This window comes from Isoptericola sp. NPDC019482, from assembly GCF_040632295.1.
Taxonomy (GTDB): Bacteria; Actinomycetota; Actinomycetes; order Actinomycetales; family Cellulomonadaceae; genus Isoptericola.
In genome coordinates this window covers 1-26,335 of sequence record NZ_JBEYBQ010000046.1, presented here as the reverse complement: position 1 = coordinate 26,335, position 26,335 = coordinate 1, and the positions used below count along the sequence as shown (strand labels likewise).

The 26,335-nt window shown below is 73.5% G+C and carries 26 protein-coding genes and 3 tRNA genes; 11 read left to right on the top strand and 18 right to left on the bottom strand.

Annotated elements, in window-relative coordinates; translation table 11 throughout:
• Positions 1-148: 148 nt before the first annotated feature.
• The 3 genes from ABZ493_RS20005 to ABZ493_RS19995 all read right to left on the bottom strand — a co-directional run bounded on the left by ABZ493_RS20005 (position 149) and on the right by ABZ493_RS19995 (position 2,233).
• Complete coding sequence (locus ABZ493_RS20005) at positions 149-481, bottom strand: metalloregulator ArsR/SmtB family transcription factor (RefSeq protein ID WP_430583880.1); 333 nt, start codon at positions 479-481, stop codon at positions 149-151.
• Positions 478-951, bottom strand: coding sequence for an SRPBCC domain-containing protein (locus ABZ493_RS20000; protein ID WP_430583879.1), 474 nt, complete (start codon positions 949-951; stop codon positions 478-480). The genes ABZ493_RS20005 and ABZ493_RS20000 overlap by 4 nt, the downstream gene beginning before the upstream one ends.
• Before the next feature lie 64 nt (positions 952-1,015).
• A complete protein-coding gene (locus tag ABZ493_RS19995; RefSeq protein ID WP_430583878.1) occupies positions 1,016-2,233 on the bottom strand; it encodes an MFS transporter in 1,218 nt (405 codons plus the stop codon).
• 210 nt (positions 2,234-2,443) lie between these two features.
• On the opposite strand from ABZ493_RS19995, the gene ABZ493_RS19990 reads away from it, so the two are divergent.
• The 5 genes from ABZ493_RS19990 (at position 2,444) to ABZ493_RS19970 (ending at position 7,009) form a co-directional block, all read left to right on the top strand.
• Positions 2,444-3,757 carry an MFS transporter gene (locus ABZ493_RS19990; protein WP_430583877.1) on the top strand — a complete coding sequence of 438 codons (1,314 nt, stop codon included), beginning with the start codon at positions 2,444-2,446 and terminating at the stop codon, positions 3,755-3,757.
• 104 nt (positions 3,758-3,861) lie between these two features.
• Positions 3,862-4,683 carry an ATP-binding cassette domain-containing protein gene (locus tag ABZ493_RS19985; RefSeq protein WP_430583876.1) on the top strand — a complete coding sequence of 274 codons (822 nt, stop codon included), beginning with the start codon at positions 3,862-3,864 and terminating at the stop codon, positions 4,681-4,683.
• Entirely contained in the window at positions 4,680-5,324 is a 645-nt protein-coding gene (locus ABZ493_RS19980; protein ID WP_430583875.1) for an ABC transporter permease subunit, read from the top strand. Before ABZ493_RS19985 ends, ABZ493_RS19980 begins: the two co-directional genes overlap by 4 nt.
• The gene (locus ABZ493_RS19975) at positions 5,321-6,061 is read left to right on the top strand and encodes an ABC transporter permease subunit (protein ID WP_430583874.1); all 741 of its coding nucleotides are present in this window, start codon (positions 5,321-5,323) and stop codon (positions 6,059-6,061) included. The genes ABZ493_RS19980 and ABZ493_RS19975 overlap by 4 nt, the downstream gene beginning before the upstream one ends.
• A gap of 36 nt (positions 6,062-6,097) precedes the next feature.
• Positions 6,098-7,009, top strand: a complete 912-nt coding sequence (locus tag ABZ493_RS19970) for an ABC transporter substrate-binding protein (protein ID WP_430583873.1) — start codon at positions 6,098-6,100, stop codon at positions 7,007-7,009.
• Between the two features lie 45 nt (positions 7,010-7,054).
• On the opposite strand, the gene ABZ493_RS19965 is transcribed toward ABZ493_RS19970, so the two are convergent.
• The 11 genes from ABZ493_RS19965 to ABZ493_RS19915 form a co-directional block, all read right to left on the bottom strand.
• Positions 7,055-7,966 (bottom strand): hypothetical protein, encoded by a 912-nt coding sequence (locus ABZ493_RS19965; protein ID WP_430583872.1) that lies wholly within the window; start codon positions 7,964-7,966, stop codon positions 7,055-7,057.
• 77 nt (positions 7,967-8,043) lie between these two features.
• Positions 8,044-9,651, bottom strand: a complete 1,608-nt coding sequence (locus tag ABZ493_RS19960) for a cation acetate symporter (protein ID WP_430583871.1) — start codon at positions 9,649-9,651, stop codon at positions 8,044-8,046.
• The gene (locus ABZ493_RS19955) at positions 9,648-9,995 is read right to left on the bottom strand and encodes a DUF485 domain-containing protein (RefSeq protein WP_430566885.1); all 348 of its coding nucleotides are present in this window, start codon (positions 9,993-9,995) and stop codon (positions 9,648-9,650) included. The genes ABZ493_RS19960 and ABZ493_RS19955 overlap by 4 nt, the downstream gene beginning before the upstream one ends.
• A 189-nt stretch (positions 9,996-10,184) precedes the next feature.
• A complete protein-coding gene (trmB, locus tag ABZ493_RS19950; RefSeq protein ID WP_430583870.1) occupies positions 10,185-10,964 on the bottom strand; it encodes a tRNA (guanosine(46)-N7)-methyltransferase TrmB in 780 nt (259 codons plus the stop codon).
• 63 nt (positions 10,965-11,027) lie between these two features.
• Positions 11,028-11,456 carry a pilus assembly protein CpaE gene (locus tag ABZ493_RS19945; protein ID WP_430583869.1) on the bottom strand — a complete coding sequence of 143 codons (429 nt, stop codon included), beginning with the start codon at positions 11,454-11,456 and terminating at the stop codon, positions 11,028-11,030.
• A gap of 17 nt (positions 11,457-11,473) precedes the next feature.
• Complete coding sequence (locus ABZ493_RS19940) at positions 11,474-12,736, bottom strand: HupE/UreJ family protein (RefSeq protein ID WP_430583868.1); 1,263 nt, start codon at positions 12,734-12,736, stop codon at positions 11,474-11,476.
• A complete protein-coding gene (locus ABZ493_RS19935) occupies positions 12,733-16,725 on the bottom strand; it encodes a metallophosphoesterase (protein WP_430583867.1) in 3,993 nt (1,330 codons plus the stop codon). Before ABZ493_RS19935 ends, ABZ493_RS19940 begins: the two co-directional genes overlap by 4 nt.
• Positions 16,726-16,917: 192 nt before the next feature.
• Positions 16,918-16,990, bottom strand: a tRNA-Lys gene (locus tag ABZ493_RS19930).
• 88 nt (positions 16,991-17,078) lie between these two features.
• Positions 17,079-17,154: transfer RNA gene (locus ABZ493_RS19925), tRNA-Lys, on the bottom strand.
• Positions 17,155-17,257: 103 nt separating this feature from the next.
• Complete coding sequence (locus tag ABZ493_RS19920) at positions 17,258-18,445, bottom strand: acyl-CoA dehydrogenase family protein (protein WP_430583866.1); 1,188 nt, start codon at positions 18,443-18,445, stop codon at positions 17,258-17,260.
• Positions 18,446-18,498: 53 nt separating this feature from the next.
• Positions 18,499-18,795 carry a GroES family chaperonin gene (locus ABZ493_RS19915; protein WP_429762689.1) on the bottom strand — a complete coding sequence of 99 codons (297 nt, stop codon included), beginning with the start codon at positions 18,793-18,795 and terminating at the stop codon, positions 18,499-18,501.
• Positions 18,796-18,986: 191 nt separating this feature from the next.
• Between ABZ493_RS19915 and ABZ493_RS19910 the strand changes: the two genes are divergently transcribed.
• The gene (locus ABZ493_RS19910; protein WP_430583865.1) at positions 18,987-19,493 is read left to right on the top strand and encodes a peroxiredoxin; all 507 of its coding nucleotides are present in this window, start codon (positions 18,987-18,989) and stop codon (positions 19,491-19,493) included.
• Positions 19,494-19,520: 27 nt separating this feature from the next.
• Here the strand turns inward: ABZ493_RS19910 and ABZ493_RS19905 are convergent, their stop codons facing one another.
• Positions 19,521-20,606 carry a bifunctional NAD(P)H-dependent oxidoreductase/GNAT family N-acetyltransferase gene (locus tag ABZ493_RS19905; protein WP_430583864.1) on the bottom strand — a complete coding sequence of 362 codons (1,086 nt, stop codon included), beginning with the start codon at positions 20,604-20,606 and terminating at the stop codon, positions 19,521-19,523.
• A gap of 30 nt (positions 20,607-20,636) precedes the next feature.
• On the opposite strand from ABZ493_RS19905, the gene ABZ493_RS19900 reads away from it, so the two are divergent.
• Complete coding sequence (locus ABZ493_RS19900) at positions 20,637-21,131, top strand: MarR family transcriptional regulator (RefSeq protein ID WP_430583863.1); 495 nt, start codon at positions 20,637-20,639, stop codon at positions 21,129-21,131.
• 20 nt (positions 21,132-21,151) lie between these two features.
• On the opposite strand, the gene ABZ493_RS19895 is transcribed toward ABZ493_RS19900, so the two are convergent.
• Together ABZ493_RS19895 and trxA are read right to left on the bottom strand one after the other, a co-directional pair.
• Positions 21,152-21,234, bottom strand: a tRNA-Leu gene (locus tag ABZ493_RS19895).
• Positions 21,235-21,323: 89 nt separating this feature from the next.
• A complete protein-coding gene (gene trxA / locus ABZ493_RS19890) occupies positions 21,324-21,701 on the bottom strand; it encodes a thioredoxin (RefSeq protein WP_430549762.1) in 378 nt (125 codons plus the stop codon).
• Between the two features lie 111 nt (positions 21,702-21,812).
• Here trxA and ABZ493_RS19885 point away from each other — a divergent pair, with 111 nt between their 5' ends.
• Entirely contained in the window at positions 21,813-22,385 is a 573-nt protein-coding gene (locus ABZ493_RS19885; RefSeq protein WP_430583862.1) for an NUDIX hydrolase family protein, read from the top strand.
• Positions 22,386-22,475: 90 nt separating this feature from the next.
• Positions 22,476-23,033: a dihydrofolate reductase family protein gene (locus ABZ493_RS19880; protein ID WP_430583861.1), complete on the top strand. Its 558-nt coding sequence runs from the start codon at positions 22,476-22,478 to the stop codon at positions 23,031-23,033.
• A gap of 14 nt (positions 23,034-23,047) precedes the next feature.
• Here ABZ493_RS19880 and ABZ493_RS19875 read toward each other — a convergent pair whose 3' ends face one another.
• Entirely contained in the window at positions 23,048-24,712 is a 1,665-nt protein-coding gene (locus ABZ493_RS19875) for an ATP-binding cassette domain-containing protein (protein ID WP_430583860.1), read from the bottom strand.
• A 50-nt stretch (positions 24,713-24,762) separates the two neighbouring features.
• Between ABZ493_RS19875 and rph the strand changes: the two genes are divergently transcribed.
• Entirely contained in the window at positions 24,763-25,533 is a 771-nt protein-coding gene (rph, locus tag ABZ493_RS19870) for a ribonuclease PH (protein ID WP_430583859.1), read from the top strand.
• Between the two features lie 2 nt (positions 25,534-25,535).
• Positions 25,536-26,219, top strand: coding sequence for an RdgB/HAM1 family non-canonical purine NTP pyrophosphatase (gene rdgB, locus ABZ493_RS19865; protein ID WP_430583858.1), 684 nt, complete (start codon positions 25,536-25,538; stop codon positions 26,217-26,219).
• Positions 26,220-26,335: the final 116 nt, after the last annotated feature.

Here is a 26,335-nt window from a genome sequence, read left to right as displayed (position 1 = left end):
TCTCGGGCGGGTGTGGCCCCCGCGCGTCCCCCCAAAAACCCCCCTAACCCCCCCACACCGCGGGGGGCCCCTCCGCTTAAAAATTATTTTCTGATCCGCCTCGGACCCCGCCGTTCGTCGTCATACCTCCGGTTTCGGCGCGAGCACGTCAGAGACTCTCGGCGACCTGCTGGATGGCGGCGAGGCGGCGGTCCCACTCCCTGCCGACGGCGTCGAGCCGGCGGGCCGTGGCACTGAGCGATGCGCCGACGACCCGGTACCGCACCTCGCGCCCGACCTGGACCGTCCCCACGAGTCCGACCTGGTGCAGCACCGCCAGGTGCTTCGCGATGGCCTGCCGGGTGACGGGCAGCCGCCGCGCAAGGGCGGACGCCGAGGCCTCGCCCTCACCGAGAGCGGTCAGGATGCTCCACCGGGTCTCGTCGCCGAGCGCGTTGCACATCGCGACCACGGCCTCGTCCACCGGCTCGCCGCCGCTCATGCGTCGCGCTCGAGGAGGGCGACGAGCTTGTCGAGCTCCCCGTCCCAGCCGTCACGGTGGTCGGCCATCAGTGCCGCCGGGTCGCTCGTGCGCTCGAAGCCCGTCTCGACGACCGTGAGCCGGGTCCCGCCGGGAGTCTCCTCGAGGGTGAACGTGAAGACCGTCGACCGCCGTTCGTCCACCGTCTCCGGCAGCGGGCCGTCCTCGTTGCACCACCGGTAGGACACCTCCGACGGCGGGTCGAAGGTCTCGACCCGGATCGGGATGCGGCGCTCGCCGGGCCAGCCGATCGTGCCGACCGCCCCGACGCCGTCGCCGTCGAGGGCGACCTCGCCGAACCACCGCGAGATCAGCTCGGGTTCCGTGACGGTGCGCCAGACCTTGTCACGGGCCGCTCGGATGTCGATCGTGCGCCGCACGCTGAAGGTGTCGGCGTCGATGACGGCCTGGGGGTTCTGCGTGCTCTCCATGAGCTCATCCTTCTCTCATCTGGCTCTCGTCGGGCCCTCGTCGGGCTCTCGTCCCGTCGGGGGATCAGTGGGCGGTGGCCGGTTCGCGGTCCTGCCGCACGGGCGCGGGCCGCAGCGAGCGGCTGGCGATCGCGGCAAGGACGGACAGCACGGCGACGACCGCTGCGGCGAGCACCGCCGCCGGGACGCCGCCCACGTCGATCATCTGCCCCCCGGTGAAGGCGCCGACGGCGTCGCCCAGGTTCCCGGCCGACGCGGGCAACGATGCCGCGAGGACCGCGCCGGGCCCGGCGAGGTGCTCGACGCGGTGCTGCCACGGGCTCGTCACGCCTGCGCCGCACACGGCGAGGCCGAGCATCGCGAGGACGGCGACCACCGGGCTCGCACCTCCGACGGCCATCGCGAGGAGGGATGCCGCCACGCCGACCGCCCCGACCGTCAGGGCGCGCGGCGCACCGGCGTCGGCGAACAGGCCACCGCCGAAGGAGCCGACCGCGGCGGTGATCCCGAAGCCCATGAGGCACACCCCGACCCAAGCCCCGGACACCCCCGCCACGTCGTCCAGGAACGGCACGAGATAGGTCTGCGCCGCCGAGGCTCCCGCGAACAGGAGCACACCGACGGCGAGCACAGCCAGCACGCGCGGGGCGAGAGCGGACCGCAGCTGGCCCAGCAGCCCGACCTCGGCCTCGGCCGGCACCCGAGGCACGACGAACAGCGCGACCAGGAGCACTGCGGCGGCCGCGAGGACGACGGCGAGGAACGAACCTCGCCAGCCCACGGCCTCACCGAGCAGCCGGCCCAGGGGCATCCCCACCGCCCCGGACACGGCGAACCCGGAGATCACCACCGCCATCGCCCGACCGACCCGGTCCCGGGGCACGATCGCGGTCGCCGTCGTGATCGCCGCCGCGATGAGGAGCCCTTCCGCCGCGCCGATCACGAGCCTGGCCGCGACGAAGGCGTCCAGGCCCGCGCCGAGCGCGGGGAGCGTGTTCAGCCCTGTGAACACGGCGAGGGCCGTCAGCAGCACCGGCCGCCGGTCGAACCGGGCGGTCAAGAACGTCAGCGTCGGCCCGCCGACCGCGATGCCGAGCGCGTTCGCCGAGACGAGCACGCCGACGGCCGACAGCGGGACGGCCTGGTCCATGGCGATCAGGTCGAGCATGCCCATCACGAGCATCTCGGCGCACCCCGTCACGAACGTCCCCGCGAACAGCACGCCCAGCACGACCCTCGTCCGGGAGCGGCCGGCTTCGGGACGGCGTTGTCGCTCACTCATGGGAACCCCTCCGTTCACGCAACCCTGCGGTTGCATTTCACGATGACACGCTTCCCCGTCAGATGCAACCCGTTGGTTGCACCAGCATGTCCGCCTCGCGCCCCCCTCGGGAGACCGGCGACGACCGCGCACCCGGCAGCGGGCGTCGGTATACCATCGTCCGGGCCGTGGGACGCGGCCCTCCCGCCACCCGAAGGAGACAGCGCCGCCGTGGCACGACAGGCCGCCCCCGCCCGACGAAGCGGCCCTCCCGGCGCGTTCTCCTCCCTGCGTGGCAACCGCCCGTTCCAACTCCTGTGGGCATCGAACCTGTTCTTCTTCGGCGGCGTGTGGACGCAGACCCTGGTGCTCGGCTGGCTCGCCTTCGAGCTCACCGGGTCCGAGCTCCTCGTCGCCGTCTACACGGCGGCGCGGCTGGCGCCCATGCTGCTGGGGCCGGTGGCGGGGGCGCTCGCCGACCGCCACGACCGCATCCGCCTCCTGCTCGTCGCCTGCACCTGGGCCACGGGGGCCGTGGCCGTCGTCGCCGCCCTCGCCACCGCCGACCTCCTGCCGTACTGGGCGCTCGTCGCGGGTGGCTTCGCCATCGGCATGGCCCAGTCGCCCTCCCAGCCGGCCCGGATGTCGCTCGTGCTCGACCTCGTGGGCCGCGAGAACCTCTCCAACGCGAACGCGCTGAACTCGATGGCGATGAACATGACGCAGGTGATCGGGCCGGCGCTGGGCGGCGGCATGATCGCGGCGATCGGCGCGCCCGCGGCCCTGTGGGTCTCGACCGCCTGGTACGTGGCGTCCCTGCTCCTCATGCTGCCGCTGCGGCGCCTGCGCACCCGGACGGGGCCGGGCGGGCACGCCTCGACGTCGGTGCTCGGCATGGTCGCGGGCGGGTTCCGCGCCGTCGCCGCGAACCGCCTCGCCGTCGCGGTCCTGCTGGTCACCCTGGCGGCCAACGTCTTCCTCTGGCCGGTGTTCCAGTCATTCATGCCCGTCTTCGCCGCCGAGTCCTTCGGGCTCGACGCCGCAGGGCTCGGCGCGCTGCTCACGTGCGCCGGGGTGGGGGGCCTCGTGGGCTCGCTCGTCATCGCCGCCCTGGGCGACTTCCGGTTCAAGGGCGCGCTGTTCGTTCTCGGCACGACCGTGTGGGGGCTCGCCTGGGCGGCGTTCTCGCTGGCCACCTCGCCGGCCCCCGCCTTCGCGCTCATGGCCGTGATCGGGCTGGCCAGCGCGGCGTTCGGCGTGCTGCAGACCACGCTCCTGCTCATGGTGACCGAGCCGGCCGTGCACGGCCGCGCCCTGGGGCTCCAGGAGCTCGTCATCGGCGTCATGCCCGCCGCGACGCTCGTCATCGGCGCCGTCGCCGAGCGCGTCGGGGTGCCGCGCACCGCGCTGGGCGCCAGCCTGGCGATGGTCGCCTGCCTCGTCGCCCTCATGGTCTCCGTCCCCGCCCTTCTCCGTCTCGGGCGGGCGGGGGACGCCTCCGGCACCGGGTCCGAGACGACCGAAAGGCCCCGATCCGCGACATGACCGACCGGCGCCCTCGCGTCGAGGGCGGGGATGTGGTCGGCTAGGGCGTCGGAGCACGTCGGCCTGCGCCCGTGCTCCTCCACACGAGGACGGAGGCGCCGCCCATGATCGAGTTCCGGTCGGTCACGAAGACGTACCCCGACGGCACGGTGGCGGTCGCGGACTTCGACCTCGTGGTGCCGCCGCACCGCACGACGGTGCTCGTCGGCTCGTCCGGCAGCGGCAAGACGACGCTGCTGCGCATGATCAACCGGATGGTGGACCCCACCGCGGGGACGGTCGAGATCGACGGCACCTCGGTGCTCGACCGCGACCCGGTGAAGCTGCGCCGCAGCATCGGGTACGTGCTGCAGAACGGCGGGCTGCTCCCCCACCACCGGGTGCTCGACAACGTCATGACGGTGCTGCGCCTGGAGGGCGTGCCGAAGGCCCGGGCCCGGGAACGGGCCCTGGAGGTGCTCGACGTCGTCGGCCTCGACCGTTCCCTCGCCGAGCGGTACCCGAGCCAGCTCTCGGGCGGTCAGCAGCAGCGCGTGGGCGTGGCGCGCGCCCTCGCGGCCGACCCCAACATCCTGCTCATGGACGAGCCGTTCGGCGCCGTCGACCCCATCGTGCGCGCGGAGCTGCAGACCGAGACGCTGCGCCTGCAGCAGGAGCTGAACAAGACGATCGTCTTCGTCACCCACGACATCGACGAGGCGTTCCTGCTGGGCGACCAGGTGGTCATCCTCGAGACCGGGGCCCAGGTCGCCCAGGCGGGCAGCCCGAGCCAGATCATCGAGGCGCCCGCGAGCGACTTCGTCGCCAGCTTCATCGGCGTCGAGCGCGGGACGCGGGCGCTGCACGCGAAGGAGACCGACCGCGGCACGGTGCTCGTCGACACCGCCGGCCGCACCCAGGGCGTGCTGGTGGAGGACGCCCCGTGACCTGGGTCGCCGACAACCTCGACCTCATCGGTCGGCTCACGGTCGAGCACCTGCGCCAGTGCGCCCTGCCGATCCTGCTGGGGCTCCTCGTGTCGATCCCGGCGGGCTGGTTCGCGTTCCGCTTCCGGCTCACCCGCGGGCTGGTGCTCACGCTGGTCGGGCTGCTGTACACGATCCCGTCCCTCGCACTGTTCGCCCTGCTGCCGCCGCTGCTCGGCATCAGCTTCCTGTCCGAGGTCAACCTGATCGTGGCGCTGACGATCTACGCGATCGCGATCATGACCCGCTTCGTCGCCGACGCCCTCGCCTCCGTCGAGCCCACCGTGCGCCAGGCGGCCGTGGCCGTCGGCTACGGCCCCTGGCGCCGGTTCTGGCAGGTCGACCTCCCGCTGGCCGGGCCTGTCGTGCTCGCCGGGCTGCGGGTCACGGCGGTCTCGACGATCTCCCTGGCCACCGTCGGCATCCTCATCGGGATCGACAACCTCGGCTACCTCTTCACGAACGGGTACCAGCGCCAGATCGTCGCCGAGATCCTCGCGGGCGTCGTGGCGGTGGTGGTCGTGGCCCTGCTCGTGGACTGGCTGCTGGTGCTGCTCGGGCGGGTCCTGCTGCCCTGGACGCGGCGGGGGGCGGCCGCATGAACCTCTTCGGGGACGCCATCGCGTGGATCTTCTCCCCCGACCGCGCGTCGGGGGCGCTGCCGCTCTCCGAGGCGATCGGCACGCACCTCGCGTTCACGTTCGTCTCCGTGCTCCTGGCCGCGCTCCTCGCCGTGCCCGCCGGCTGGCTCATCGGTCACACGGGCCGCGGGCGCGAGGTGGCGGTCGCCCTGTCCGGCGCCGCCCGCGCGGTGCCGTCGTTCGGCCTGGTGCTGCTGCTCGTGCTGGTCCTCGGGGTCACGCACAAGGTCGCGGCGTCGACGACGGCGTTCGTGCTGCTGGCGATCCCGCCGATCCTGGCCGGGGCCTACACCGGCATCGAGGCCGTCGACCGGCGCGTCGTCGACGGCGCCCGCGCGGTCGGTATGACCTCCGGGCAGGTGCTCCGGACCGTCGAGGTGCCGCTCGGCCTTCCCCTGCTCATCGGCGGGCTGCGGTCCGCGACCCTGCAGGTGGTCGCCACCGTCACCCTGGCCGGGTACGTCGGGAACTGGGGCCTCGGCTTCTACATCGTCCAGGGCATCCAGCTGCGGGACTTCTCCCAGATCCTCGGCGCCTCGCTCGTGATCGTCGTGCTGGCGGTCGCCCTCGACCTGCTCTTCGCGCTCCTGGAACGCGCCGTCGTCCCTCGCGGAGTCGCGGCCGGCCGCGCGACCCCGGATGCTCCCACCCGTCCCCGCCAGGGCGCGCAGCACGCCCCCGCGCCCGACCTGACCTGACCTGACCTGACCTGACCTGACCTGAGAGGCAGCATCATGCGCATCACACGACGCACGACCGCGACCGTCGCCGCCACCGCGACGGCACTCCTCGCGCTCACCGCGTGCGGCGGCGGGTCCGACCCGCTCGAGCCCGACTCCGACGGGGGCGGCTCGCCCGCGTCCGGGACCATCGTCGTGGGGTCCCAGGCGTACTACTCCAACGAGATCGTCGCCGAGATCTACGCCCAGGCGCTGGAGGCCGGGGGCTTCACCGTCGAGCGCAACTTCAGCATCGGCCAACGCGACGCCTACATGCCCGCGCTCGAGAGCGGCGAGGTCCAGGTGTTCCCCGAGTACACCGGCAACCTGCTGCAGTTCTTCGACCCCGAGACGACCGCGACGTCGACCGACGACGTCTACGCCGCCCTGCAGGAGTCGCTCCCGGACGGGCTGGCCGTGCTCGAGCAGTCCCCCGCCACGGACCAGGACTCCTACACCGTCACGTCGGCCTTCGCCGAGCAGCACGGCCTGACCACCATCGCGGACCTGGCGGACGCGGGCGACCTCACGCTCGGCGGCCCGGCCGAGCTGGAGCAGCGCCCCTACGGCCCGAAGGGCCTCAAGGACGTCTACGGCGTGGACGTGAAGTTCGAGGCCACCGGCGACACCACCGTGCAGGACCTCGTGGCCGGCACGGTCGACGTCGCGAACGTCTTCACCGCCGACCCGCGCATCCAGACCGAGGACCTCGTCGTCCTCGAGGACCCCGACGCGCTGTTCCTCGCCTCGCACGTCGTCCCGCTGGTCTCCGAGGACGTCGCCGACCAGGTCGCCGACGTCCTCGACCCGGTGAGCGCCGCCCTCACCCCCGAGGGGCTCGTCGAGCTCAACGTCCAGTCCACCGAGGAGCAGGGCTCCACCGAGGACATCGCCTCCGGCTGGCTCGAGGAGAACGGCATCGGCTGACCGGGCGCCCGACCGGGTCGTTCGACCCGGTCGCGGCGCGCCGGCTCAGGCCACGCGCGCCGCGATCGCGTCGGCGAACGCTCCGAGCGAGGCGCCGTCCCCGTCGTGCTGCAACCACAGGGACGGCTCGGTGAGCTCCAGCTCGATGACCATCGGCGTGCCGTCGTCCCCGGTCACGAGGTCGACGCGCGCGTACAGCAGGGGCCGGTCGAGGTCGAGCTGCTCCGCGGCGACCGCGACCGCCCGGCGGGCCACCGCCACCTGCTCCTCCGTCGCCTGCGCGGGCATCATCTGCTCACGCAGGAACGGCTCGTCCGACTCGCTGCTCGGCCCTGTGAGCAGGGCGTCCTTGCGCACGGCGTGGCTCAGCTCGCCGTCGATGAAGACGAGGCTGGTCTCCCCCGCCGTGTCGACCGACGTGACGTAGGGCTGGATCATCACGGCGCGCCCGGCGTCGAGCAGCCCGACCGCGTGGCTGATGGCCAGGGCCCGGGACTGCGCGCTGACCGGCTGGTAGCGGCCCGCGTCCTTGGCCCCCGCGCCCACCACGGGCTTGACGACGAAGTCGCCGAAGGCCGGCATCCGCGTGTGCACGGCACGCTTCGACAGGTGCCGCGCCGGGTCCAGCCAGATCGTGGGGATGACCGGGATCCCGGCCTCCTCGAGGACGCGCAGGTACCCCTTGTCCGTGTTCCAGGCGATGACGTCCGCGGGGTTGACGAGCCGCGGCACCCGCCGCGCCCAGGCGACGAACTCGTCCCGCCGCGGCGAGTAGTCCCAGGTCGAGCGGACGACGACGAGGTCGAAGTCCGACCAGTCGATGTCCGGGTCGTCCCAGACGATGGGCTCCGCGCGGAACCCGCGGTCCGCCAGCTCCTCGATCAGGGGACGGTCGTCGGCGTCGAGGCCGGGCAGGGCCCGGCAGGTGGCGAGTCCGATGCGCTTCGTCGTGGTCACGCGCCGAGCCTAGTGGGCGACACGCCGACGGGCCCCGCCGAGACCGGGTCTCGGCGGGGCCCGCACGGTCGGCGTCGTCAGTGCTTGGCGACGGCCTTCTCGGCGCCGGCACCGGTGAGGGAGCGGACCTCCATCTCGGCGAACTTCTCGGGGTGCGGCTTCTCCTTCGACAGGAAGGTGCCGATGATGCCGAGCAGGAAGCCGAGCGGGATGGACACGAGGCCCGGGTTCGTCAGCGGGAAGACGTCGAAGTCGGCCGACGGGAACATCGCCTTCTCGTTCCCCGACACCGTCGGCGACAGCACGATGAGCACGATGCAGGAGATCAGTCCGCCGTAGATGCTCCACAGCGCGCCCGAGGTGTTGAACCGCTTCCAGAACAGCGAGAACACGATCGTCGGCAGGTTGGCCGACGCCGCCACCGCGAACGCGAGCGCCACGAGGAACGCGACGTTCTGGTTCTGGGCGAAGATGCCGCCCACGATGGCGATGATGCCGATCACGACGACGGTCCAGCGCGCGATGCGCACCTCGGAGTCGGGCTTGACCTCGCCCTTCTTGATGACGTTCGCGTAGATGTCGTGCGAGAAGCTCGCCGCGGCCGTGATCGTCAGCCCGGCCACGACCGCGAGGATCGTGGCGAAGGCGACGGCGGAGATGAGGCCGAGCAGGATCTCGCCGCCGAGCGCGAACGCCAGCAGCGGCGCCGCGGAGTTCACGCCGCCGGGCGCGTTGTTGATCGCCTCCGGCCCTACCAGCGCGCCCGCGCCGTAGCCGAGCACCAGCGTGAACAGGTAGAAGATGCCGATCAGCCAGATGGCCCAGACCACCGACCGCCGGGCCTCCTTCGCCGTCGGCACGGTGTAGAAGCGCATGAGCACGTGCGGCAGGCCCGCGGTGCCGAGCACCAGTGCCAGCGCGAGGGACAGGAAGCTCAGCTTGGACGTGCCGTCCGCGCCGTACTGCTTGCCCGGCTCGAGCAGCGCCTCGCCGCCCGGCCCCCCCATCTCCACGGCGCCACCGAGCAGGTCGGACAGGTTGAAGCCGAACTTGGCCAGCACCCAGACCGTCATGATGGCCGCGCCCGCGATGAGCAGGATCGCCTTGATGATCTGCACCCAGGTGGTGCCCTTCATGCCGCCGACCAGCACGTACAGGATCATCAGGGCGCCGACGACGGCGATGACGAGGCTCTGCCCGGCGCGGCTGTCGACGCCCAGCAGCAGGGCGACGAGCCCGCCCGCGCCCGCCATCTGGGCGAGCAGGTAGAAGAAGACCACGAGCAGGGTCGCGAGGGCGGCCGCCATCCGCACCGGGCGCTGACGCAGCCGGAACGACAGCACGTCGGCCATCGTGAACTTGCCGGTGTTGCGCAGCAGCTCGGCCACGAGCAGGAGGGCCACCAGCCAGGCGACCAGGAAGCCGATCGAGTAGAGGAAGCCGTCGTAGCCGTTGAGCGCGATCGCGCCGCAGATGCCGAGGAAGGACGCCGCCGAGAGGTAGTCGCCCGCGATCGCCGTGCCGTTCTGCGGGCCGGTGAAGTTGCGCCCGCCGGCGTAGAAGTCGGCGGCGGACTTGTTCTGCCGGGACGCGCGGAACACGATCACGAGGGTCACGAGGACGAAGGCGGCGAAGATGCCGATGTTGACCCACGGGTTGCCGATGTCGGTGCCGGTGTCGCTCACAGCTCGCCCTCCTCGATCTCACGGCGCAGCGCGTCGGCCCGCGCGTCGAACTTCCTGTTCGCCCAGCGGGCGTAGAGCATCGTGATGACGAACGTGGAGACGAACTGGCCGAGCCCGAACAGCAGGCCCACCGTGATGTTGCTGTCCCCCAGCCGGATGCTCATGAAGTCGTGGGCGTAGTTGGCGAGCAGGACGTAGACGAAGTACCAGACGAGGAACAGGGCCGTCATCGGGAAGACGAAGTTCCGGAACGCGCGCCGCAGCCCCTGGAACTCGTCCGACCGCTGCACCCGTTGGTACTCGGTCTCTCCTGGTGGTGGCCCCGCGGTGGACAGGTCGCTCATGTTGCCTCCGTTGGCTCAGGCGTCCGACGGGGCCACGCTGCCCCGCTCGAGAACGTTTCGCGTGGCACACCTTGCTAGAGCCGGACCTTGTGGCGCAAGTCACTTCCCGGGCGCGTCCCAGGTCGGGTGGCGAGGTCGGGTGGCGAGGTCGGCGGCGAGCCGGTCCACGAGGAGGCCGGGGGCCGCGACTCAGACGCGCACGTACTCCAGGTCCGTCGCGCCCCGTCCCGCGGCCGAGCCCTTCTTCTCGAAGCTCGTGAGCACGCGACCCTCGAACCGCGGCGCGCGCTCCCCGGGCCCGTGGGCGTTGCGGAAGTCGTCGGAGGCCTCGAGCACCTCGAGCATCTGGTCGGCGTAGTGCGACCAGTCGGTCGCGAGCCGCCAGACGCCGCCGGGACGCAGGGCGCGGGCGGCGAGCTTCGCGAACGCCGGGGTGACGAGCCGACGCTTCTGGTGGCGGGACTTGTGCCACGGGTCGGGGAAGAACACCCACAGCTCGTCGACCGACGCCTCGGCCAGCGCCGTGGCCAGCAGCTCCGCGGCGTCGGCCTGGACCAGCCGCAGGTTGTCGAGCTCGTTGCCGGGGGCGCCGCCGTCCCGCCCCGGGTCGGTGCCCGCGTGCCCGGCGCGCACGATCGTCTGCGCCAGGCCGGGCGTGTACACCTCGACGGCGAGGTGGTCGCGCTCGGGGTGCGCGGCGGCGGCGGCGACGATCGCCTCGCCCTGGCCCGACCCGATCTCCACCACGAGCGGTGCGGTGCGCCCGAACTCCTGCGCGGCGTCGAACCGCCAGGCCGGGTCGACCGAGGTGACGGCGACGTCGCGCGGGACGTCCACGACGTACCGGTCGCGCCGGGTGTCCCAGGCCTTGCGCTGCGCGGTCGTGAGGCGCGCGCTGCGCCGCACGAAGCTCACGGGCTGGCGGCGGTAGCGCGGGTCGACGGGCTCGGACGTCACAGGATCAGGCACGCGTCAAGGGTAAGCGGGGCGCCGTGCGTCGGTGCTCAGGTACCGGTGCTCAGGTACCGGTGCTCAGGCGCTGAGCTCCACGAGCGCGAGCAGCGCCTCGCCGTACGCCTCGGCGGGGTCCGCGTCGGTGAAGGTACGGGACTCGCCGAGCAGCTCCACCTCGACCTCGTAGCGCTCCGCCTCACCCGGCTCGGCGTCCGGCGTGGAGCGCGTCAGGCCCCGGAAGGTGGACCGGAGCAGGTCGCGCAGCTGGTCCTCGCGCGGGAGCCACAGCGCGTCCTCGATGGCGACGGAGTCGAGCGCCCACTCCGTGGTGCCGTTGAAGCCGAGGATGGTGCCGGTCGGGTAGTCGCGGGCCTCGATGGTCATCGTGCTGACCGTGAAGACGTCGTCGGACAGCTCGGGGGCGTCGATGCGGAACCGGTCGCCGTCGGCGGGGCGCCACACCAGCCCCGCGTCGCGCAGCCGGGCCGCGAGCTCGGTGGAGATCATCGACCCATCCTGGCCCCTCACCCGAGGCCGAGCACGCGCTGCGCGAACCAGAAGAGCCCCACGACGGCCACCCCGGCGGCGACCGCCGCCGTGACCCACCGGCCGGTCCGCGGCGCCCGCCGGCGCACCAGGACCAGCAGCGGGAAGAGCACGGCGATGATCCCGAGCTGCACCGCCTCGATGCCCACGTTGAAGACGAGCAGCGACCCGAGCAGCCCCCACGACCAGGGTTCGTCGAGGCCCAGCGCGCCCGCGAAGCCCAGCCCGTGCACGAGGCCGAACCCGAACACGACGGCGAGCCGGACGACGTCCGACCGCGACAGGTCGTGCCAGCGGCGCCGGACCTGCTGACGCGGGTCGGGCGCGACGTCGGCCAGCGCGTCGAGGCGCGGCGGGGCGCCCGGCCGCACGGCCCACAGGTGGCCCGCGGCCACCGCGGCGATCGAGAGCGCGATGACCGGCTCGACCACCGCCCCGGGCGCGCTCACCGCGCCGCTGGCGGCGAGCAGGAACGTCACGGAGTGCGCCACCGTGAACGCCGTCGCCACCAGGACGACGTCGCGCAGCCGGCGCGAGGCGACGATCAGCGCCAGCAGGAAGAGCAGGTGGTCGGGTCCGAGCAGCAGGTGCTCGGCGCCCAGCACGAAGAACTCCCCGAGCCGGTGCCACGTCTCGTGCTCGCCCGTGGTGACGGTCGGCTCGGCCGGGGTGAGCACCGCCGAGCCCTGCTCGTCGTCGAGGTCGTACGTCACCATCGTCTCGGTGGTGTGCACGAACGACTCGGCGTCGGGGAAGAGCGCACTGAACAGCGTGTGCGTGCCGTCCTCGTCGCCGGCGGGGCACGCGTAGTCGAGCACGACGGTCGCGTACGGGGTGCCGCCGCGGTCCCCCGCGGTCGGGTCGCCCGCGAGCGCCGGCGTGCAGAGCTCCTCGCCGGCCGCCACCTGGAACCGCTCGGTGACGTAGGCGGCGACCTCGTCGGCGTGCTCGGCGAGCTGGGCGTCCTGCGCGGCGGTGCCGCGCGCGTCGTAGGCCTCGGCCGTGAGCCAGGCGGACTTCATGAGCAGGTCGTACTCGAGGTCCAGCTCGACGTGCACGTCGGCGCCCGCGCCCGCGGTGGCCCGCGCGTACGCATCGGTCGTGGCGTCGTGGGCGGCGGCCGGCCCGGCCGTGGCGACCGCCCCGGCGAGGGCGGTGGCCGTGCCGACGAGACCGAGCCCGAGGGCCGCCAGGACGGCGCCGCGACGCGACGCCGTCCTGGCCGGGGCGGGGAGGGTCACCGCTTGCCGCCCCGGGTGGTGAAGAACGCCGGCTCGGCGGCGGTGACGCCGCCGCCCGGCGTCGTCGCGGTGACGATCCAGGCGTGCTGCGTGCCCTTCGCCAGCCGGTCCCAGCGGACCGAGGCCACGTCACCCGAGGCCACGGCCTTCGACCCGATCACCCGCGTCGGCGCGTAGACGGCCAGCGAGTCCGTGACCAGCGACGTCGTGCGCGTGGTGAGGTCCACCGGGAGCACCATGTTGTCCGCCGTCGAGTCGTACCGGGCCAGCGGGTCCCACTCGTCGGCGCCGAAGTCGTCGAGGAACGGCGAGTAGGTGTCCACGCTCATCTCCGCCCGGTCGACGTCGAACTGCAGGAGCCGGAAGTACGACGCCCCGAACCGCAGCCGCTCGGCCGGGTCGTACCCGCCGATCGTGCCGAGCCCCACCCGCCCCGCGGGCACGGTGAACGCCTGGTAGTCCGCGAGCAGCTCCACGACGCCGTCCGCGATCTGGCCGACCTGCGGCTTCACGTTGGTCGTGACGCCGTGCACGTGGCCGGCGAGCACGAGGAACACGTTGTCGTTCGGCTCGACGACGTGCGTGTACAGCGGCGAGCCGTCCGGGGACGCGAAGCCCGCGTCCCGGCCGTCCTTCTGCGTGCTGGCCGCGAGGTACGCGTGGGTCATGAGGATGCCGTTGCGGTCGGCGTACCGCTCGAAGATCCCGTCGGCCCACTCGGCCTCCTCGCGGGTGACGCCGTAGCCCATGCCGACGGCGACGAAGTCCAGCCCGCCCGCGGAGAACAGGACGTAGTGGTTGGAGCTGTCCCCCTCGCGCCACGCGCCGTACTCGGCGTTCTCCCAGGACTCGGCCGCGGCCTCGTACCGGTCGGGGCCGAAGTACTCGTTGTACGCGTCGGCGCCGCCGGCCGCCCCCGACCAGTTGTCGTGGTTGCCCGCGACCGCCGAGTTGGGGATGCCGTCGATCTTCGCCTGCTGGCGGGAGGAGACCTCGAACTCGCCGGTCACCTGCCGCTGCATGGCCTCGTCCTGCGGCGTGCGGATGTTGTTCTCGATGAGGTCGCCCGTGTGCGAGACGAACGCGATCTTGCGCTCGTCGGCGTTCGCTGCGATCCAGTCGACCACCCCCGCGTACGCGGACTCCCAGACCGCCCGCTCCTCGGCCGTCTCCTGCTCGACGGCGCCCTCGGACAGGTACTGCGTGTCGGTGAGGTGCGCGAGGGAGAAGTCGTAGTCCGCGGGGTCGGCGAAGCCCTCGTCGCCCGCCTCGAGGTCGTCGGCGAACGGGTCGGTGGCCGTGACCATGACGTGCACGACGCCGCGGTCGCGGTGCTCCGGGCCGGCCGGCGCGACGAGCACGGTGTCGCCGTCGGCGGAGCCGCGCGACGCGGCGAGGGTGTCCCACGCCTTCGCCGTCGTGTCCCACACCAGCAGCGTGACCTCGCGCGCCGGGTCGGCCGTGCCGCTCCAGCGCACCACGGGGTGCTCCTCGCGGGACTTCACGCGCACGTCGAAGCGCTGGTAGGCGACGGCGTCGGCGCGCGGGGAGGCGAGGGTCTTCCCGTCGCCCGCGGCCAGGCCCTTCGCGGAGGCCCGCTTCGCCCCGCGCGGGTTCAGCTCCGTCGGGACGGCGTCCGCCGTGCCCTGACGGACCTCGCCGGGCAGCAGCACGTCCGCCTGCGCGAAGGTGGCGGTCACCTTCCCGTCGTCCGGGCCCGCGACGCGGGCCGAGAGCGTCACCGACGAGCCGACGTCCTTCGCCCCGGTCGCGGGGGCGAGGTCGGTCGGGACGTCGGGCACCCCGGCGCTCGTGAAGGTGATCTCGCGGGTCGCGGTGTTGCCGAGCGAGTCCGCGGTCGCGACCGCGAGGGTGTGCTCCCCCACGGCCAGTCCCGGGCCGACCGGCGCTCCGAGCGCGAGCTCCTCGCCGTCGAGCGTGACCCGCGCGTCGCCGACGACGCCGTGCGCGTCGCCGAGCTCCACGGCGAGCGGCACGGACGACGCGATCCGCGCACCGTCGGCCGGGACGGAGGACACGACGCGGGGCGCGGAGTTGTCCGTCTCCAGCGCGCGCCTGGCGGTCTCGCCGGTGGTCGACGCCGCCGCGAGCTCGTGCTCACCGTCCTTCAGGTCCGCGGTGTCGAGGTCCGCGCGCAGGCCGCGCGCCGGGCCGTCGACCAGGAAGTGCAGGTCGACCTGGCGGAAGGAGTTGAGGTTCGACCCGCAGGTGCCGTCGCCGAGCCCGTACGACGCCGCCGGGTTCTGCTGCTGCGCCGTGCCGGACGCCGGCGTGAGCACGACGTCGGAGACGGTGAAGTCGTCGAGGTTGCAGTTGTTCGCGAACGCCCCGGTGACGACGTCGATCTGGTTCCAGCCGGGCAGGAGCCACTCGTTCGGGAACGTGATCTCGCCGCGGCCCCCGACGATGGTCTGGTCGATCCGGCGCTCGATGCCGTTGATGCGCAGGGAGTTGTTCGCGGAGCCGTCGAGGGAGTTGGAGCCGACGACGAACGAGACGGTGGCCTCGCCGTGCCCGAGGGCCGGGAACGCGGTCTCGCCCGGGGCGTCGACCGTCCACGTGAGCTCGACCTTCGGCAGCGCCGTGCTGCTGGAGCCGCAGCTCCCGTCGCCCATCGCGTAGGTGGGCTGCAGGTCCGCCGGCGGGGTTGCGGTGCCGTCGGCGACGCTCAGGGCGAGGTTCGACGCCGCGAAGTCGTCGAGGTTCGCCCCGCACGAGGCGGAGACGTCGCCCGCCACCAGCGCGATCGTGTTCGCGCCGGGGTGCAGCAGGCGGTTCGGCACACCGACCTGGACCCGCTCGGAGGCCAGGTCGCGCCCGCCCTCGCCGCGCAGGTCGAGCCGGGCGCCGTTGACGAGCACGTGGTTCTGGTAGCGCGTCTCGATCGCGTTCGTGCCGACGTCGAACGAGAACACCGACACCCCGTCGCCGAGCGTCGCGGGGCCCGCGACGGGTTCGCCGTCGACGGTGAGCGACGCGGTGCCGCCGTCGCCGTCCGCCGAGGCGGAGGCCGTGACGGTCTGGACGCCGCGCGTGAGCGTCCCGTCGTCCGGGGCGAGCGCGGGGGCGCCGACCGGGGAGTTGTTGACCCGCACGGTGTGCGTGGCGGTGGCGCCGGAACGGGTGGTCGCGACGACCTCGTGCGTGCCGTTCGCGAGCGCCGTCGTGTCGACGTCGGCGGCGAGGCCCGTCGTGGCGCCGGGCACGCCGTCGACGTCGAACGTCACGGTCGCCTCCTTGACGTAGGAGGTGTTGGTGCCGCAGGAGCCGTCGCCCATCGAGTACGAGAACGCGTTCCCGGTGTCGCCCGCGGTCTCGCCGAGCAGCTCGAGCCGGGGCTCGGAGACCACGAAGTCGTCGAAGTTCACGCCGCAGGAGGAGTCGAGGCCGCCCGCGTGGATCTCGACGGTGTTGGTGCCCTGCACCAGCCACTCGTTCGGGACCGGGACCGAGATCCGCTCGGACACCCAGGTGCGCTCCTGGTCGACGCGGTGGCCGTTGACCACGAGGTAGTTGCCGAACGCGACGTCGGCGGAGTTGCTCCCGACGTCGAACGTCAGGGCGGACGCGCCCGCCGTCGCCTCGAGGCCGGGCAGGTCCGCGCCGTCCACCGTGACGCGGCCGACGGGGTCGCCCGCGGTCGTCGGGTCGGCCGCGAACCGCACCGTGCCCTCGAGGTGGGCCCCGTCCTTCGGGATCAGCGTCGGCGCGGTACCGGGCGTGCCCGGCTTGCCGGGCTTCCCCGGACGGTCGCCCTTCGCCCCGGGGCGCCGGTCGTCGTCCGGCCACCCGGGGAACCCGGCGAACCGGCCGTCGTCGGTGGCGTCCGCGGCGTGCGGGCTCGGGGGCGGGTCCGTGGGGGCCGCGGCCGCCGGCGCGAGGCCCGCGGCGGGGAGCGCCAGCGAGGCCGCCACCACGCCGGCGGCAAGGGCGGACGCGCGCAGGCGTCCGGAGGGGTTCGGCCGCATCAGCGTGCCGTCCTTCCTGTCGTCGATGAGGGAAGGGCGCTCCCGCCAGGCAGCCCGGGCTCACCCGGAACCAGAGCGTGGCGGCGTCGGATGAACGCGACGGTGCGCCCGGGCAGCGGCCGGGAGAACTCTGGGCGACGTCTGGACGGCACGAGAAAGCCCCGTCCGGCGATGCCGGACGGGGCTTGCAGGTGCGCCATCAGGGACTCGAACCCCGAACCCGCTGATTAAGAGTCAGCTGCTCTGCCAATTGAGCTAATGGCGCTTGGTCGTGCATGGCCAGAGGACACCCGCAGGTACGCACCGGGAGGGTCCTCACGCGACGAGGTCCCCGCGGTACGGGGACCTCGTGCTGGTGCGCCATCAGGGACTCGAACCCCGAACCCGCTGATTAAGAGTCAGCTGCTCTGCCAATTGAGCTAATGGCGCCGGCGGGGAGAAACATTACCAGCCGTGCGCGGGTGCCGGGAAACCGTCGTGGCCGGTCAGCGCTGTGACCTCCGCGACAGGCCCCCGCGCGGGTCCCGGCGGGTCACCGGAACGCCTGGTGGCCCGTCAGGTGCCGCCCGAGGATCAGGGTGTGCACCTCGTCCGTGCCCTCGTAGGTGCGGACGGACTCGAGGTTCGCGGCATGGCGCATCGGCGAGTGCTCCAGCGTGATGCCGTCGCCGCCCAGCACGGTGCGTGCCGTGCGCGCGACCTCGATGGCGGACCGCACGTTCGCGAGCTTGCCCGCCGAGATCTGGTGCGGCTCCAGCCGCCCGGCGTCCTTGAGCCGCCCGAGCCGCAGCGCCAGCAGCTGCGCCCGCGACACCTCCAGCGCCATGTCCACGAGCTTCGCCTGCGTGAGCTGGAACGCCGCCAGCGGCCGGCCGAACTGTTCCCGCTCCCCCGCGTGCCGCAGCGCGGCGTCGAGGCTGTCGCGTGCGGCGCCCGTCGCGCCCCACGCGATGCCGTAGCGCGCCTCGGCCAGGCAGGCGAACGGCCCGGCGAGTCCGGGATGCTCCGGCAGGATCGCGTCCGCAGGCAGCCGGACGTCGTCGAGCACGACGTCGCACTGGACCGACGCGCGCAGCGACAGCTTCGGCTCGATCGGCGTCGCGGCGAACCCGGGCGTCGTCGTCGGCACGATGAAGCCGCGCACGCGCGGCCTGTCGCCGGGCGCGGCGGGATCGTGAGCCTTCGCCCAGACGACGGCGACGTCCGCGATCGACGCCAGGCCGATCCACCGCTTGCGTCCCGACAGCACCCACTCGTCCCCGACGCGCGTCGCCGTCGTCGTCATCGAGGCGGGGTCGGAGCCCGCTCCGGGCTCGGTGAGCGCGAAGCACCCGATCGTCCCGCCCGCCGCCATCCTTGGCAGCCAGCGCTCCCGCTGCGCGGGCGAGCCGTGCTTCGCGATCGCGGTCATCGCGAGCGAGCCCTGCACCGAGACGAACGTGCGGATGCCGGAGTCCCCCGCCTCGAGCTCGGCCATCGCCAGGCCGTACTCGACGGCCGACCGGCCCGCGCAGCCGTGCCCGTGCAGGTGCATCCCGAGCAGCCCCGCCTCCGCGAGGCGGGGCACCAGGTCGAGCGGGAACACTCCGTCCGCGAACCAGCGCGCGACGTGCGGGCGGACGTGCTCGTCGACCAGCGCCCGCACCCGGTCGCGCGTCTCCTGCTCGGTGGGGCTGAGCTCGTCGTCGAGCCCCAGCAGGTCCAGGGGGTCACCCGTCATGACGTCACTGTGGCAGACGCCACGGCGTCGTGGGTGCAGGGCGGCGGCGGACGTCAGAGGTACAGGCCGGTCGCGCCGCCCTCGTCCTCGGTCTCGGTGACGCCGTGCACGTCGCGCTCGCGCAGCAGCACGTAGTCCGTGCCGCCGAGGTCCACCTCGGCCCGGTCCTCGGGGTCGTACAGGACGCGGTCGCCCACGGCGACCTGGCGCACGTGCTCGCCCTTGGCCACCACCTGCGCCCACGCGAGGCGCTTGGCCCCCGCCGCGGTCGCGGGGATCACCAGGCCCGCCGTCGACTGCCGCTCGGCCGAGTCGACCTCCGGCTGCACCAGCAGGCGGTCGTGCAGCATGCGGATGGGCAGGGGCTTGCTGTCGGGCGAGGTGCGGGGCGCGCGGTCGGTCACAGGACAACGCTAGACGACCCGGACGTCTAGGCTCGACGTCGGGCGCGCGCCCACAGACACTCTCGCGAACCCGGCCGCGGGACCCGTCGCGAACACGTGCGCCGCGCACCGCACGACCTCGACCCCAAGGAGCACCCGTGACCCGTCTCGCCGTCGGCGACACCGCCCCCGCCCTCGAGCTGCCCGCCGTCCTGCCCGACGCCGAGGGCACCGGCCACACCACCGGCACGTTCTCGCTGGCCGACGCGCTGGCGGAGCCCGGCCGCCAGGGCGTCGTCGTGTACTTCTATCCCGCCGCGATGACGCCCGGCTGCACCACCGAGGCGTGCGACTTCCGCGACTCCCTCGCCTCCCTGCAGGGCGCCGGGTACACCGTCGTCGGCGTCTCCCCCGACGGCGTCGACAAGCTCGCGAAGTTCGCCGAGCGCGACGCCCTGACGTTCCCCCTCCTGGCCGACACCGGGCACGAGGCCCTCGAGGCCTGGGGCGCCTGGGGCGAGAAGAAGAACTACGGCAAGACGTACGTCGGCGTCATCCGCTCCACGGTCGTCGTCGACCCGGAGGGCAAGGTCGCCGTCGCGCAGTACAACGTCAAGGCGACCGGCCACGTCGCCCGGGTGCGCAAGACGCTCGGCCTCGACTGAGCGAGCGGGGCGCGGGCGGCCGCGCCCTCAGGACGCGATCGCGGCGCTCGGCGACGGGACCGGCTTGCCGAGCCGGACGACGCCGTCCACGGCCCCGCCCTCGCGCGTGAACCCCTCGCTCTCGTAGAGCCTGAGGTTGCGCTCGCTGCGCGCGCCGGTGCTCAGCACGACCCGCTCGTACCCCGGCGCGAGGCCTGCCTGAGCGCGCCGCAGCAACCATCGCCCGACCCCGGCGCCGCGCGCGTCGGGCACCACGGCGAGGCGGCCGACGTGCGCCTCCGTGCCCTCGCTCCGGGTGCGGACCATCCCGAGCAGCCGCCCGTCGCGCCACAGGCCCGTGACGTCCCAGTCCGACAACCAGCGGCGCACGTCGCCGAGGGTCTCGTGCAGGGGCGCCAGCGCGAGGGTGTCGTTGGCCAGCGCCTCCTCGACCCAGCAGCAGCGCTGGAGCACCACCACCTCCGCCGCGTCGCGAGGCGCGAGGCGCCGGACGTACGAGCCGGGTACCGGCCCCTCGTCGGCCTCGTCAGCCGCCGCCTCGCGCAGCGGACGCAGCGCCTGCGCCAGCCGGGCGACCTCGTCCAGCACGCGGGAGGCTGCGCCGTCCCACCGTGCGTCGGGCCGGACCCGTCCGCCCTCGACGGCGTCGCCGATCCGGAGCGCGACGGTCGCTCCGGCCGGCACGAGCCGCAGCGTGGTCACGACCTGCTTGGCGTGCTGGACCGAGCGGGTCCCGGCCGACGTGTTCCCGTAGCTGACGAAGCCGATCGGCTTCCACGCCCACTCCCGGCCCAGGTAGTCCAGCGCGTTCTTGAGCGTGGCCGGCATACCGAAGTTGTACTCGGGCGTCACCACGACGAATCCGTCCACCGCATCCACCAGCGCACTCCATTCGCGCGTGTGCGCCTGCCGGTAGACGCCCGACGACGGGTGCTCCTCCTCGTCGAGGAGTGGAAGTGCGAGATCCGCGAGCGAGACGGGGACCAGCTCGACACCGAGCCGCGCCGCGAGCGGCGCGACCGTGCGGCCGAACCACTCCGCGACCGCCGGGCCCAGGGCCGCAGGCCGGGTGCTGCAGGTGAGGAGCATGACGCGCACACGATTCGTTGACATGTTGACGAACGTAGGTCCTAGAATGATGACATGTCAACGACTTCGCGTCCCCCGAAGCCCGGGTCGGCTGCGCCCTGGCTCGACGAGCACCAGGAACGCGCCTGGCGGGCCTTCCGGAGGATGACGACCTCCGTCCGCGCGGGCACCGCCCGCGACCTCGCCGACACGGGCCTCTCGGAGCCCGACTACGAGGTGCTGAGCACGCTCGTCGAGCGCCCCGGGACCACCAGCACCCTGCACGAGCAGGCCGCGAAGATGGGATGGTCGCGCAGCAGGCTGTCGCGGCACGCGAGCCGCATGGAGGCCCGCGGGCTCATCGCCCGGGCACCCGACCCCGCGGACGGCCGAGGCTGCCTGCTCTCGCTCACGGCGGCAGGTCGCGCGGCACTGCGCGACGCGACGCCGACCCACCTGGAGTCCGTCCGCCGGAGGTTCGCCGACCGCCTCGACGCGGACGATCTGCGCGACCTGCTGCGGATCGCGGGCAAGCTCGACGACGGGGACACCTCTCCCGTCAGCGGCTGAGCCGAAGGGAGCGGCACGGGTGCCGGAGACGGGGGTCGAACCCGCACGCCCTGGGGGCACGGCGATCTAAACGCCGCATGTCTGCCAATTCCATCACTCCGGCCGAGCGGCGGTCAGTCTAGGCGAAGAACGACGGCCGCCCCGGGGAGCTCCCCGGGGCGGCCGTCGTGCGTGGTGCTGGCGGTGCGGCGGTCAGGCCTGCGGCGAACCGTTGTTCGCGGCGGCGATCTGGGCGCGCACGTCGTCCATGTCGAGACCCTTGACGGCCTCGACGACCTGCTTGAGCGCGGGCGCGGGCAGCGCGCCGGCCTGGTTGAAGACGAGGACGCCCTCGCGGAACGCCATGAGCGTCGGGATGGCGCTCACGCCCGCGGCGGCGGCGATGCGCTGGTGCGCCTCGGTGTCGAGCTTCGCGTGCACCACGTCCGTGTTCTCCTCGGACGAGGCCTCGAAGACGGGGCCGAACTGCTTGCACGGGCCGCACCACTCGGCCCAGAAGTCGACCAGCACGATGTCGTTGTCGGTGACGGTCTTCTCGAACGTGTCGTCGGTGAGCTCGACGGTGGCCATGGGTGTCCTTCCGATGGGGGTCTCCTCGGCACAGCATCGGCGCCGCTCCCAGTATTCCCGCCTCGGCCTGCCCGCGCGCTGGCGCGCCGTCAGGGCTGGTAGAAACGACGTGTGACGGACACGGCCGAGTTTCCCCCCGACGACGAGTTCCACCGCGACGAGCCGCAGCCCGCGGGCTGGCTCAGCCCGGAGGACCTCGCCGCTGTGCGGGCGCAGCTCCCGCTCGTCTACGTCGACGCCGTGCCCGTGCGCGTGGACGACTCCGGCGACGTGGTCGCCGTCGGGCTGCTGCTGCGCGTCACCCCGCTCGGCACCATGACGCGGGCGCTCGTCTCGGGCCGCGTCCTGTACCACGAGCGGGTGCGCGACGCGCTGCTGCGGCACATCGAGAAGGACCTCGGCCCGGTCGCGCTGCCGCAGGTCCCCGCGTCGCCGCAGCCCTTCACGGTGGCGGAGTACTTCCCCACCCCCGGCATCACGCCGTACCACGACCCCCGCCAGCACGCTGTCTCCCTGGCGTACGTCGTCCCCGTGACGGGCGACTGCCGCCCGCAGCAGGACGCCCTGGACCTCGCGTGGCTCACCCCCGAGGAGGCGTGCAGCGACACCGTGCAGGCGGAGATGATCCACGGGCAGGGCACGATCGTGAAGCAGGCGATGGCCTGGGTGGGTCGCCTGTCGTGAGCCGGGCAGCCGGCGGGCGATGAGTTCCCGGTCCCGGCCTGGTCCCACCCGGACGACGGCGCACCGGGCGCCGCGGACCGGAGGACTCGCATGGGACGGCTCGTCTACTCGATGATCACCTCGCTCGACGGTTACGCGAAGGCGGCGGACGGCGACCTCGGCGCCGCCGCGGAGGACCCGGAGGTGCACGCGTACGTCGGCGACGTCTTCCGCGACGTCGGCACGTACCTCTACGGGCGGCGGATGTACGAGACGATGGTCTTCTGGGAGACGGCGGACCAGGACCCGGACGCCCCGCCGCACATCGTCCAGTACGCCCGCGACTGGCAGGCCACCGACAAGGTCGTGTACTCCACCACGCTGGACGAGGTGTCCAGCGCCCGGACCCGGATCGAGCGGGCCTTCGACCCGGAGGTCGTCCGCCGGCTCAAGGCCGAGTCCGACCACGACCTCACCGTCGACGGCCCCACCCTCGCCGCGCAGGCGATCCGCGCCGGCCTGGTCGACGAGTACCACCTGTTCGTCACCACGAGCGTCGTGGGCGGCGGCACCCGGTTCTTCCCCGACGACGTGCGGCTCGACCTCGACCTGGTCGAGGAGCGCTCCTTCGCCAACGGCCTGATCTCCGCGCGCTACCGGACGCGCTGAGCGCCTCCGCACGGTCAGGAGAGGTCGAGCACCGGCCAGTCCGCCAGGTCGGCGCGCATGCGCCGGTCGTGGGTGGCGACGACGACGGCGGCGGGCGTGGCGATCAGCGCGCGCGTCAGGTCGTCCACCAGGTCCACGGACAGGTGGTTGGTCGGCTCGTCGAGCAGCAGCAGGTGCGGCGCGTGCAGCAGCGCCCGCGCGAGCTCGAACCGGCGCCGCTGTCCGGCCGACAGCTCCGCGAGCGGCCGCTCGAGGTCCTCCTCGCTCAGCAGCCCCAGCGCCACGACGGGCACGACGTGCTCCGGGTCCAGCTCGCCGCGCTCCAGCAGCTGCAGCGCCTCGGCGGCGTAGGCGTCGAAGCCCGTGGGCGCGGCGCCGTCGTCCGCCGTCGCCCCGGCGGGCCGCTCGGGCGCCGCCTCCTGCACGACGACGCCCAGCCGGGCGCCCGGCGTGACGGACCGGACGCCGCGGGCGAGCGCCACCCGGCCCGCGAGCGCCGCGAGGAGCGTCGACTTGCCGGTCCCGTTGGGCCCGACGACGAGCAGCCGCCCCGAGGGCGGCACGGCGACGCGCGTGCCGGGCAGGTCGACGCGCACCGCGCCCGCCCGGTCCCCGTCCTCCGCCACGACCCGCGGGGACCGGAGCTCGACGAGCGGGTCGCCCGGGTCCCAGCCCGGCGACATCGACGGCAGGTCGGGGAACGCGAGGCGCGCGGGCGGCACGGGGACCTCGACTGCCTCGGCCTCGAGCTTCTCGATGAGCCGGTCGGCGGCCTTCACGTGGATGCGGGCCCGCGTGGCGCGGCGGTGCTTCTGCGACCCCTTGGGCGGCCGCCACTCGTCCGACAGACCCTCGTACGACGCGTCCAGCCGCTCGGCGAGCACGCGGGCCCGCTCCTGCTCGGCGCGGTAGCGCTGCCGCCACCGGTGCAGGGCCTGGTTCTTCGCGAACCGGTACGCCAGGTATCCGGGCTGCCCGTACAGCACCGGCTTGCCGTCCATCGACGGGTCGAGGTCGAGGATGGCGGTGGCGACGTCGTCGAGCAGCTCGCGGTCGTGCGTCACGACCACCACGCCGCCCTGCCACGCGACCAGCTCGCCGGTGAGGAACTCGATCGCGGAGTCGTCGAGGTGGTTGGTGGGCTCGTCCAGCAGCAGGAGGTCGGCGCGCTCCGCGAGCCGGCACGCGAGCCGCACCCGGTACCGCTGGCCCACGGACAGGGTGTCGAGCCGGCGGTCGGGGTCGCGCACCGCGCCCAGGCGGGTGAGCGCGACGTCGACCCGCCGGTCCGCGTCCCAGGCGGCCAGGTGCTCGGCGCGGGCCAGCAGGCCGGACAGCCGGCGAAGGTCCCCGGTCTCGTGGTCGAAGCCCGCGGCCTCCTTCTCGATCTCGGCGGCGAGCGCACGCAGGTCGGCGAGCGTGCGCCGCACGAGGTCGCCCACCGTCTCCCCCGGCGTCGTCGCGAGCTCCTGCTCCACCAGCGCCACGGTCCCCTTGCGCCGCAGCTCGCCGCGGCCGGGCTTCAGGTCCCCGGCCAGCAGGTGCAGCAGGGTCGACTTGCCGGAGCCGTTCTCGCCCACCACGCCGAGGCGGGTGCCGTCGGAGACCCGCAGGCTCACGCCGTCGAGCACCGGCCGGCCGGGGTAGGCGAACGCAAGGTCCGTGGCGGTGAGCTGCACCGGACAACCCTACGTGCGGCTCGCACAGGGTGGCGGCATAGGGTGGCCGCATGACTTCCCCCGCTTCCCAGGCCGCCACGTCTGATGCCGCCCTCCGCGCGGACGGCCGCACGCCCTCTCAGCTCCGCCCGGTGACGATCACGCGCGGGTGGACCCAGAACGCCGAGGGCTCGGTGCTGGTGGAGTTCGGCAACACGCGCGTGCTGTGCACGGCGTCGTTCACCGAGGGCGTGCCGCGCTGGAAGAAGGGGTCCGGCGAGGGCTGGGTCACCGCCGAGTACGCGATGCTCCCGCGCGCCACGAACGAGCGCAGCCAGCGCGAGTCGGTCAAGGGCAAGATCGGCGGCCGCACGCACGAGATCTCGCGCCTCATCGGCCGCGCGCTGCGCGCCGTCGTCGACGTCTCCGCCCTCGGCGAGAACACGATCGTCCTCGACTGCGACGTCCTCCAGGCCGACGGCGGCACCCGCACGGCCGCCATCACGGGGGCGTACGTGGCCCTGGCCGACGCCGTCGCGTGGGGCACCCGCCACGGCCACGTCACCGGCGGCAAGAAGGTCCTCACGGACTCCGTCGCGGCCGTCAGCGTCGGCATCATCGACGGCACCCCGATGCTCGACCTGCCCTACGTCGAGGACGTGCGGGCCGAGACGGACATGAACGTCGTGACGACGGGCTCGGGCACGTTCGTCGAGGTGCAGGGCACCGCGGAGCACGCGCCGTTCGACCGCGCCGAGCTGGACGCCCTGCTCGACCTCGCCGTCGCCGGCACCGCCGAGCTCACCGAGCTGCAGCGCGCCGCGCTGGCGCAGGAGCTGTGACCGTGCCCGACGCGACGCCCGAGACGACCGTGACGGTCCCCGACGGCGCCCGTCTCGTGCTGGCCACGCACAACCGCAAGAAGCTCGTGGAGCTGCGCGCCATCCTGCGCGACCAGCCGGGCCTGGACGCCCTGCCCGACGACGCCGTCGTGACGGCCGGCGACGTCGGCGCGCCGGAGCCCGTCGAGGACGGCGTCTCGTTCGTGGAGAACGCGCTCATCAAGGCGCGCGCGCTGGCCCGCGCCACCGGCCTGCCCGCCGTCGCGGACGACTCCGGCCTCAGCGTCGACGTCATGGGCGGCGCGCCCGGCATCTTCTCCGCGCGCTGGGCGGGCAGGCACGGCGACGACGTCGCGAACCTCGAGCTGCTGCTCGGCCAGCTGTCGGACGTCCGCGACGAGCACCGCGCGGCCGCCTTCGTGTGCGCCGCCGCGCTCGTGACGCCGGACGGGCGCGAGGAGGTGTGCCTCGGAGAGATGCCGGGCACGCTCGTGCGCGCCCCGCGCGGGGACAACGGCTTCGGCTACGACCCGATCCACGTGCCCGTCGAGCAGGCCCCGGCCTCCGACGGCACGCCCGGCACGCGCACGTCGTCCGAGCTCACGCCGGCGGAGAAGAACGCCATCAGCCACCGCGGCAAGGCGTTCCGCGCCCTCGCCCCGGCGGTCGCCGAAGCCCTGTCCTGAATGTTGTGAGCGCGATTTCGGGGACTATTCAGCGGTTCCGGCTCGAGCTGTTGATGTCTGCCGAGACGCTGACCGTCGAGCCGCACGAGTCCGTGCTCGACGTGCTGGAACGGCAC

What these genes read in the sequence shown, in the direction of transcription:
- ABZ493_RS20005 (WP_430583880.1), bottom strand. Translation starts at nt 481, where the DNA reads ATGAGCGGCGGCGAGCCGGTGGACGAGGCCGTGGTCGCGATGTGCAAC.
- ABZ493_RS20000 (WP_430583879.1), bottom strand. Translation starts at nt 951, where the DNA reads ATGGAGAGCACGCAGAACCCCCAGGCCGTCATCGACGCCGACACCTTC.
- ABZ493_RS19995 (WP_430583878.1), bottom strand. Translation starts at nt 2,233, where the DNA reads ATGAGTGAGCGACAACGCCGTCCCGAAGCCGGCCGCTCCCGGACGAGG.
- ABZ493_RS19985 (WP_430583876.1), top strand. Translation starts at nt 3,862, where the DNA reads ATGATCGAGTTCCGGTCGGTCACGAAGACGTACCCCGACGGCACGGTG.
- ABZ493_RS19975 (WP_430583874.1), top strand. Translation starts at nt 5,321, where the DNA reads ATGAACCTCTTCGGGGACGCCATCGCGTGGATCTTCTCCCCCGACCGC.
- ABZ493_RS19970 (WP_430583873.1), top strand. Translation starts at nt 6,098, where the DNA reads ATGCGCATCACACGACGCACGACCGCGACCGTCGCCGCCACCGCGACG.
- ABZ493_RS19955 (WP_430566885.1), bottom strand. Translation starts at nt 9,995, where the DNA reads ATGAGCGACCTGTCCACCGCGGGGCCACCACCAGGAGAGACCGAGTAC.
- ABZ493_RS19945 (WP_430583869.1), bottom strand. Translation starts at nt 11,456, where the DNA reads ATGATCTCCACCGAGCTCGCGGCCCGGCTGCGCGACGCGGGGCTGGTG.
- ABZ493_RS19935 (WP_430583867.1), bottom strand. Translation starts at nt 16,725, where the DNA reads ATGCGGCCGAACCCCTCCGGACGCCTGCGCGCGTCCGCCCTTGCCGCC.
- ABZ493_RS19920 (WP_430583866.1), bottom strand. Translation starts at nt 18,445, where the DNA reads ATGACGGGTGACCCCCTGGACCTGCTGGGGCTCGACGACGAGCTCAGC.
- ABZ493_RS19915 (WP_429762689.1), bottom strand. Translation starts at nt 18,795, where the DNA reads ATGCTGCACGACCGCCTGCTGGTGCAGCCGGAGGTCGACTCGGCCGAG.
- ABZ493_RS19905 (WP_430583864.1), bottom strand. Translation starts at nt 20,606, where the DNA reads ATGTCAACGAATCGTGTGCGCGTCATGCTCCTCACCTGCAGCACCCGG.
- ABZ493_RS19900 (WP_430583863.1), top strand. Translation starts at nt 20,637, where the DNA reads ATGTCAACGACTTCGCGTCCCCCGAAGCCCGGGTCGGCTGCGCCCTGG.
- trxA (WP_430549762.1), bottom strand. Translation starts at nt 21,701, where the DNA reads ATGGCCACCGTCGAGCTCACCGACGACACGTTCGAGAAGACCGTCACC.
- ABZ493_RS19880 (WP_430583861.1), top strand. Translation starts at nt 22,476, where the DNA reads ATGGGACGGCTCGTCTACTCGATGATCACCTCGCTCGACGGTTACGCG.
- rph (WP_430583859.1), top strand. Translation starts at nt 24,763, where the DNA reads ATGACTTCCCCCGCTTCCCAGGCCGCCACGTCTGATGCCGCCCTCCGC.